This window comes from Kitasatospora sp. NPDC127121, from assembly GCF_042677305.1.
GTDB lineage: Bacteria > Actinomycetota > Actinomycetes > Streptomycetales > Streptomycetaceae > Kitasatospora.
In genome coordinates this window covers 37,286-45,570 of record NZ_JBHXTQ010000072.1, presented here as the reverse complement: position 1 = coordinate 45,570, position 8,285 = coordinate 37,286, and the positions used below count along the sequence as shown (strand labels likewise).

5 protein-coding genes are annotated in these 8,285 nt (G+C 71.6%); all 5 read right to left on the bottom strand.

Annotated features, from left to right (window positions below; genetic code table 11):
- Positions 1-395 precede the first annotated feature (395 nt).
- Complete coding sequence (locus ACFVHI_RS28610) at positions 396-1,070, bottom strand: response regulator (protein ID WP_063348925.1); 675 nt, start codon at positions 1,068-1,070, stop codon at positions 396-398.
- A 60-nt stretch (positions 1,071-1,130) separates the two neighbouring features.
- Positions 1,131-3,683, bottom strand: a complete 2,553-nt coding sequence (locus tag ACFVHI_RS28605; protein WP_380344143.1) for an ATP-binding protein — start codon at positions 3,681-3,683, stop codon at positions 1,131-1,133.
- Between the two features lie 176 nt (positions 3,684-3,859).
- A complete protein-coding gene (gene kdpC / locus ACFVHI_RS28600; protein WP_063348923.1) occupies positions 3,860-4,495 on the bottom strand; it encodes a potassium-transporting ATPase subunit KdpC in 636 nt (211 codons plus the stop codon).
- 14 nt (positions 4,496-4,509) lie between these two features.
- A complete protein-coding gene (kdpB, locus tag ACFVHI_RS28595; RefSeq protein WP_063348922.1) occupies positions 4,510-6,624 on the bottom strand; it encodes a potassium-transporting ATPase subunit KdpB in 2,115 nt (704 codons plus the stop codon).
- Positions 6,624-8,285, bottom strand: a complete 1,662-nt coding sequence (kdpA, locus tag ACFVHI_RS28590; RefSeq protein ID WP_063348921.1) for a potassium-transporting ATPase subunit KdpA — start codon at positions 8,283-8,285, stop codon at positions 6,624-6,626. The genes kdpB and kdpA overlap by 1 nt, the downstream gene beginning before the upstream one ends.

Sequence of the window (8,285 nt, the reverse complement as noted above, 5' to 3'; positions counted from 1 at the left end):
CGGGCCCGGCGGCCCCCGCCGCCCCCGCCGCCCCCCCCCCCCCCGCCCCGCGCGGCGGCCCGGGCCGGGCGGCCGGGGGGGGGGGGGGTGTCTGGGCGCGTCCCGGGGGAGGGGGTGGCCGTGGGTGTGCGGTGGGCGCTGCTGTATTCCTAACTACGATCTTTTCATCCGGCGGGGCTCGCGCCCCGCCCCCCCCCCCGCCCCTCCCCCACCTGCTGGCCGCCGTTCAACGGCGGCTGGAGCGGTCCCGGGCCTCCCCCACATTGGAGCCGGGCCCGCTCGGTCAGCACTGACGCTACGCCCACGGAACACCGCTCCGGGCCTGCCTTGACGCTCCCCTGTCGGTCTCCGGCCCGCTCTTGACGGGTCGTTGACGCGGCGGCGGCCGGGGGCGCTCAGGGCTCGTACCGGTACCCGATCCCCGGTTCGGTGATCAGGTGCCGCGGGCGGCCCGGGTCACGCTCCAACTTGCGGCGCAGCCCGGCCAGATAGACCCGCAGGTAGTTGCCGCGCGCCTCCTGGGCCGGCCCCCACACCTCCCGCAGGATCTGCCGCCCGGGCACCAGCCGGCCCGGGTTGGCCACCAGCAGGGCGAGGATCCGCCACTCGGTCGGGGTGAGCCGCACCGGGCCCCGCGGGCCGGTCACCGTGGTGGCCGTCAGGTCGACGGTGTGGTCGCCTATCACCGGCCGCCCCAGCGGGGCACCGCCCACCGGCCGGCGCAGCACGGCACGCAGCCGGGCCAGCAGTTCCTCCATCAGGAACGGCTTGGTGAGGTAGTCGTCCGCGCCCGCGTCGAGGGCGCCCACCTTGTCGGCGGCACCGGACCGGCCGGAGAGCACGATGATCGGCATCGCGCTGCGGGTGCGCAGGCCGCGCAGCACGTCCATGCCGTCCAGGTCCGGCAGGCCGAGGTCGAGCAGTACGGCGTCCGGGGCGGAGTGCGCGGCGCGGTCCAGCGCCTCGCCGCCGCTGGCGGCCGTCCGCACGGCGTACTGCCGGGCGCTGAGGTTGATCCGCAGCGTGCGCAGCAGGGCTGGTTCGTCGTCGACGATCAGGATCTCGCTCATGCGGCCACCTCGCTCCGCTCGGCGGTCGCTTCGCGGGACACGCAGCTTTCGGCGGTTCGTTCAGTTCGTCCACTCATGTACGGGCTCCTCCCGAGTGGCGGCGGGCAGGGTGAGCAGCATGGTGGTGCCGCCCCCGGGGGTGTCCTCGACCTCCAGGCTGCCGCCCATGGCCTCGGCCAGGCCGCGGGAGAGCGCGAGGCCGAGACCGACACCGGTGGTGTTGTCGGTGTCGCCGAGGCGCTGGAAGGGCAGGAAGACCCGGTCCCGCTCCTCGGGGGCGATGCCGGGGCCGCGGTCGATCACCCGGATCTCGACCTGGTCGGCGTGGTGGCTGGCGGTGACCAGGACGGGCGCGCCGGGCGCGTTGTAGCGCAGCGCGTTGGTGATCACGTTGGCGAGCACCCGCTCCAGCAGCGGCGGGTCGGCGAGCACCGGCGGCGCGGTGTCCAGGTCGAGCGGCTGGATCGGGGCGTATGGGTCGGGGAGGCTGTCGAGCGCCCGGGGCAGGATCTCGTCGAGGTGGGTCTCGGCGAGGTGCAGGGTGAGCGCGCCGGCCTGGAGGCGGCTCATGTCGAGCAGGTTGTCGACCAGGCGGGTGAGCTTGACCAGCGACTCGTCGGCGGTGGCGAGCAGTTCGGCCTGGTCCTCGGGCGAGAACTCGACGTCGGGGCTGCGCAGCGAGCCGACCGAGGCGAGCGCGGCGGCGAGCGGGGTGCGCAGGTCGTGGCTGACGGCGGCGAGCAGCGCGGTGCGCATCCGGTCGGCGGCCTTGATCGGCTCGACCTCGGCGGCGACCATGGCGAGCCGGTCGCGTTCCAGCGCGACGGCGACGTGCGCGGCGAAGGCGGTGAGGACGCGCTGGTCGGCGGCCGGCAGCCGGCGGCCGGTGAGGACCAGGACGGCGTCCGCGCCGACCGGCACCTCGGTGGTCTCGCTCTGCCCGTCGGTGTCGTCCTGGTGCTCGGCCTCGGAGTGGGCGAGCACCTCGTCGTCGACCCGGGAGAGCAGGGCGACGGCCTGCATGCCGAAGGCCGTCCGGGACTTCTCCATCAGGGCGGACAGGGCGTCGGCGCCGCGCAGCACGCTGCCGGCCAGGGTGGAGAGGGTCTCGGCCTCGGCGGTGGCACGGGCGGCGCGACTGGTGAGCCGGCTGGCGTGGTCGACGATGGTGGCGACGGCGAGCGCGACGGAGGCGAAGACGACCAGGGCGACGATGTTGTTGGTCTCGCCGATGGTCAGGGCGTGTATCGGCGGGATGAAGTAGTAGTTGAGCAGCAGCGAGGCACTGACCGAGGCCAGCAGGGCGGAGATGGCGCCGCCGAGCAGGGCGACGATGACCACGCCGAGCTGGAAGATCAGCGCATCGGTGGTCAGGTTGATGCTCTCGTGCGCCTGGGACAGGATCGCGGTCAGCAGCCAGGGCACCACGAGGCCGGCGGCGTAGCCGGCGATGGTGCGGCGCTTGGAGTGGCGGCGGCCGAGCGAGGGCAGCCGGCCGCGGCCGGTGAACTCGTGGGTGACCATGTGGACGTCGATGTCCTCGGAGTCGTCCACGGTGGTCTCGCCGATACCGGGGCCGGTGAGGAAGCGGTTGATCCGGCCGCGGCGGCTGGTGCCGAGCACCAGCTGGGTGGCGTCGTGGGCGCGGGCGAAGGTGAGCAGCGCGGTGGGGATGTCGTCGCCGACCACCACGTGGTAGCTGCCGCCGAGGGTCTCGACCAGCTGGCGCTGCTGGGCGAGCGCGCCGGAGGAGGCGCCGGCCAGGCCGTCGCTGCGGGTGACGTGGACGGCCAGCAGGTCGCCGCCGGCGGTGCGGTCGGCGATCCGGGCGGCGCGGCGGATCAGGGTCTCGCCCTCGGGGCCGCCGGTGAGGGCGACCACGACGCGTTCGCGGGTCTCCCAGACCCGGTCGATGTTGTGGCTGGCCCGGTAGTCGCGCAGGCCCTCGTCGACCCGCCCGGCAACCCAGAGCAGGGCGAGTTCGCGCAGGGCGGTGAGGTTGCCGACCCGGAAGTAGTTGGAGAGCGCGGCGTCCACCTTCTCCGCCCTGTAGACGTTGCCGTGGGCCATCCGGCGGCGCAGCGCCTGCGGGGCCATGTCGACGAGTTCGATCTGGTCGGCCCGGCGGACCACCTCGTCCGGGACGGTCTCGCGCTGCGGGATGCCGGTGATCTTCTGGACGACGTCGTTCAACGATTCCAGGTGCTGGATGTTGACGGTGGTGATGACGTCGATGCCGGCGGCCAGCAGTTCCTCGACGTCCTGCCAGCGCTTGGCGTGGCGGCCGCCGGGGATGTTGGTGTGCGCCAGTTCGTCGACCAGCACGACGGACGGGCGGCGGGTGAGCACCGCGTCGAGGTCCATCTCGTCGAACTCGGCGTCGCGGTAGAAGCGTTGGACACGCGGCAGGACCTCCAGGCCGTCCAGCATGCCCTCGGTGTGGCGGCGGCCGTGGCACTCGATGTACCCGACCGCGACGTCGGCCCCGCGCTCCTGTCTGCGCCGGGCCTCGTCCAGCATCCGGTAGGTCTTGCCGACCCCCGGGGCGGAACCGAGGTACACCCTCAGCCGACCCTTGCGGATGCCGGTTCCGGGGGTGAGGTCGCGGGCCATGGGCACTGCTCTTTCGTTCCTGCGAGGGCTGCCGCCAGGGCGTCCTCGGGCCGGGGTCGGGACGTACGGCGGCCGACCCGGGCGCGGGGGTGGTGCCCCGGCCCGGGTCGGCCTGTTTCACGGATCCAGCCGTTGACCTGTCACTTCTGTTCCGCTGGCCATCTCTGTTCGGCCGGTCACTTCTGTTCCGCGAGGGCCCGGTTCAGCAGGAGGACGTTGACGCCCTCCTGTCCGAGGAAGCCGAGCGAGCGGCCTTCGGTGTACTTCTCGACCAGCTTGCGCACCGCCTCCGCCGACAGGTTCCGGGTCTTGGCGACCCGGTTCACCTGCTCCTCGGCGTAGGCGACCGAGATGTACGGGTCGAGGCCGGATCCGGAGGCGGTCAGCGCGTCGGCCGGGACGCTCTCCGGGGCGACGCCGTCGAACTCGGCGGCGGCGGCGCGGCGGTCGTTGACGGCCTTCAGCAGGTCGTCACTGTTCGGGCCGAGGTTGGAGGCGCCGGACGAGGACGAGTCGTAGCCGGTCCCGGCCGCGGAGGGGCGGGGCTGGAACCACTTCGGGTCCGGCTGCGCCTCCTCCTTCGGGTCGTCGGGGTTCTTCTTCGGGAGGTTGAAGTTCTGGCCGATCAGGCTGGAACCGACCTCCTTGCCGTCGGACTTCACGAGCGAGCCGTTGGCCTTCTCGGTGAAGGCGACCTGGCTGATCCCGGTGACCAGCAGCGGGTAGGCGATCCCGAGGATCGCGGTGAGCACCAGCAGCGCCCGCAGTGCGGTGAAGTGGGTGCGGACGGTCGTCGGCAGGGGCTTGGACATCGGATTCTCCTCTCTCAGCTCAGGCCGGGGATGAACTGGACGATCAGGTCGATCAGCTTGATGCCGACGAACGGCACCACCAGACCGCCGAAGCCGTAGACCCCGATGTTGCGGCGCAGCAGGGAGCTGGCGTCGGACGGGCGGTAGCGCACGCCGCGCAGGGCGAGCGGGATCAGGCCGATGATGACCAGGGCGTTGAAGATGATCGCCGAGGTGATCGCGGACTGCGGGCTGTGCAGGCCCATGATGTTGAGGTGGCTCAGGCCCGGGTAGACCCCGGCGAACATCGCGGGGATGATCGCGAAGTACTTGGCCACGTCGTTGGCGATCGAGAAGGTGGTCAGCGCGCCACGGGTGATCAGCAGCTGCTTGCCGATCTCGACGATCTCGATCAGCTTGGTCGGGTTGGAGTCCAGGTCGACCATGTTGCCGGCCTCCTTGGCCGCCATGGTCCCGGTGTTCATGGCCACGCCGACGTCGGCCTGGGCGAGCGCGGGGGCGTCGTTGGTGCCGTCGCCGGTCATCGCGACCAGCTTGCCGCCCTCCTGCTCCTTCTTGATCAGCGCCATCTTGTCCTCGGGGGTGGCCTCGGCGAGGAAGTCGTCCACGCCCGCCTCCTCCGCGATCGCCTTGGCGGTCAGCGGGTTGTCGCCCGTGATCATGATGGTCTTGATGCCCATCCGGCGGAGCTCGTCGAAGCGCTCCCGCATGCCCTCCTTGACCACGTCCTTGAGGTGGATGACCCCGAGGACGCGGGCCGGCTTGGCGCCGACCTTGGTCGCCACCACCAGCGGGGTGCCGCCGGCCGCGGAGATCCCGTCGACCAGGGCGGAGACCTCGTTGCCGACCGAACCGCCGTTCTCGGTCACCCAGTTGGTGACCGCGCCGGCCGCGCCCTTGCGGACCTGGTGGACCGCCTCGGCCTCGTCCAGGTCGACGCCGGACATCCGGGTCTGGGCGGTGAACGGGACCCAGGTGGCGTGCGTCAGCTCGCCCTGGGCGCGGGCCCGCAGGCCGTACTCGGTCTTGGCGAGGACCACGATCGAGCGGCCCTCCGGGGTCTCGTCCGCGAGGGAGGACAGCTGAGCGGCGCTGGCCAGTTCCTCGGTGGACACGCCCGGGGCGGGCAGGAACTCGGCGGCCTGGCGGTTGCCCAGGGTGATGGTGCCGGTCTTGTCCAGCAGCAGGGTGTTGACGTCGCCGGCCGCCTCGACGGCCCGGCCGGACATCGCCAGCACGTTGCGCTGCACCAGCCGGTCCATGCCGGCGATGCCGATCGCGGAGAGCAGCGCGCCGATGGTGGTCGGGATGAGCGCCACGATCAGGGCGACCAGGACGATCATCGACTGCGGGGCGCCCGCGTAGGTGGCCATCGGCTGCAGGGTCACCACGGCGACCAGGAAGACGATGGTCAGCGAGGCGAGCAGGATGTTCAGCGCGATCTCGTTCGGCGTCTTCTGCCGGGCGGCGCCCTCGACCAGGGCGATCATCCGGTCGATGAACGACTTGCCGGGCTCCGAGGCGATCTTCACCACGATCCGGTCGGACAGCACCTTGGTGCCGCCGGTCACCGCCGAGCGGTCACCGCCGGACTCGCGGATGACCGGCGCGGACTCGCCGGTGATCGCCGACTCGTCGACGCTCGCGACGCCCTCGACGACGTCACCGTCGCCGGGGATGATCTGCCCGGCCTCGACCACCACGTGGTCGCCGAGCCGCAGCGCGGTGCCCGGCACCTCCTCCTCGGCCTGCGTGGCGGGCCAGTCGGTGAGCCGGCGGGCGACACTCTCGGTCTTGGTCTTGCGCAGGGTGTCGGCCTGGGCCTTGCCGCGGCCCTCGGCGACGGCCTCGGCCAGGTTGGCGAAGATCGTGGTGAGCCAGAGCCAGACGGTGATGGACCAGGCGAACACGGACGGGCTGGCGATCGCGGAGACGGTGGTGACCACCGAGCCGACCTCGACCACGAACATGACCGGGTTCTTGACCATCACCCGGGGGTCGAGCTTCTTCACCGCGTCCGGCAGGGACGCGACGATCAGCTTCGGGTCGAGCAGGCCGCTGGCCACTCTGTGCTGCGCGGCGGGCTCGGCCTTGTCGGCCGGTGCGGGGTTGAGCGTAGGGGTGGACATCAGGAGAGACCTTCCGCGATCGGCCCGAGAGCCAGGGCCGGGAAGTAGGTGAGGCCGACGACGATCAGGATGACGCCCGACAGCAGGCCCACGAACAGCGGCTTGTGGGTGGGCAGGGTGCCCGGGGTGGCCGGGACCGGCTGCTGCTGGGCGAGCGAACCGGACAGCGCCAGGACGAAGACGATCGGCAGGAGGCGGCCGAAGATCATCGCCAGGCCGAGCGCCGTGTCGTACCAGTCGGTGTTGACGGTGATGCCGCCGAAGGCCGAGCCGTTGTTGTTGGCCGCCGAGGTGAAGGCGTACAGCACCTCGGAGAAGCCGTGGGCGCCCGAGTTGAGCATCCCGGCCCGCTCCCCCGGCAGGGCCATCGCCAGGCCCGTGCCGACCAGCACCAGGGTCGGCGTGGTGAGGATGTACAGCGAGGCGAACTTCATCTCCCGGCCGCCGAGCTTCTTGCCCAGGTACTCGGGGGTGCGGCCGACCATCAGGCCGGCGACGAACACCGCGACGATCGCCAGCACGAGCATGCCGTACAGGCCCGATCCCACACCGCCGGGCGCGATCTCGCCCAGCATCATGTTGAAGACCGTCAGCCCGCCGCCGAACGGCGTGTACGAGTCGTGGAACGAGTTCACCGCGCCGGTCGAGGTCAGCGTGGTCGAGGCGGCGAACAGGCCGGAGGCGGCGATGCCGAAACGCTGCTCCTTGCCCTCCATCGCGGCGCCCGCGGCCTGCAGGGCGGTGCCCTGGTGCTGCGACTCGGCGAAGGTGAGCAGGGCGGTCGAGGCGACCCAGAACAGGCCCATCACGGCGAGGATCGCGTAGCCCTGGCGGTTGTCCCCCACCATCCGGCCGAAGGCCCGCGGCAGCGCGAACGGGATCAGCAGGATCAGGAAGATCTCGACCAGGTTGGAGAAGCCGGTCGGGTTCTCGAACGGGTGCGCGGAGTTGGCGTTGAAGAAGCCGCCGCCGTTGGTGCCGAGCAGCTTGATGACCTCCTGGGAGGCCACCGGGCCGCCCGGGATCTTCTGCACCTCGCCGCCGAGCGTGGCCACCTCGTGGAAGCCGTGGAAGTTCTGGATCACGCCGGAGGCGGCCAGGACCAGGGCGAAGACGATCGAGATCGGCAGCAGCAGGCGCAGGTTGATCCGGGTGAGGTCCACCCAGAAGTTGCCGACCCGGTCGGTCCGGTTGCGGGTGAAGCCCCGGATCAGCGCGCCGACGACGGCGATGCCGACGGCCGCGGAGACGAAGTTCTGCACCGCCAGGCCCGCCATCTGCGCCAGGTGGCCCATCGCGGACTCACCGGCGTAGGACTGCCAGTTGGTGTTCGCGACGAACGAGATCGCGGTGTTCCAGGCCTGGTGACCCTCCATCTGCGGAACACCCAGGTTCAGCAGCAGGTAGCCCTGGAGGCGGATCAGGCCGTAGAGGAAGAGGACGGAGACGGCCGAGAAGGCCAGCACCGAGCGGAGGTACACCGGCCAGCGCTGATCGGCGTCGCCGTCGACGCCGATCACCTTGTAGATGCCGCGCTCGACTCTGAGGTGCTTGGTGGTGGTGAGGAGCTTGGCGATGTAGTCGCCAAGGGGGCGGTAGCACAGGGCCAGTGCCCCGACCAGGGCCAGGGCCTGCAGCCAGCCCGCGAGAGTGGATCCCAT

Coding starts and splice junctions, on each gene's coding strand:
- kdpA (WP_063348921.1), bottom strand. CDS start 8,285: ATGGGATCCACTCTCGCGGGCTGGCTGCAGGCCCTGGCCCTGGTCGGG.
- kdpC (WP_063348923.1), bottom strand. CDS start 4,495: ATGTCCAAGCCCCTGCCGACGACCGTCCGCACCCACTTCACCGCACTG.
- ACFVHI_RS28610 (WP_063348925.1), bottom strand. CDS start 1,070: ATGAGCGAGATCCTGATCGTCGACGACGAACCAGCCCTGCTGCGCACG.
- kdpB (WP_063348922.1), bottom strand. CDS start 6,624: ATGTCCACCCCTACGCTCAACCCCGCACCGGCCGACAAGGCCGAGCCC.
- ACFVHI_RS28605 (WP_380344143.1), bottom strand. CDS start 3,683: ATGGCCCGCGACCTCACCCCCGGAACCGGCATCCGCAAGGGTCGGCTG.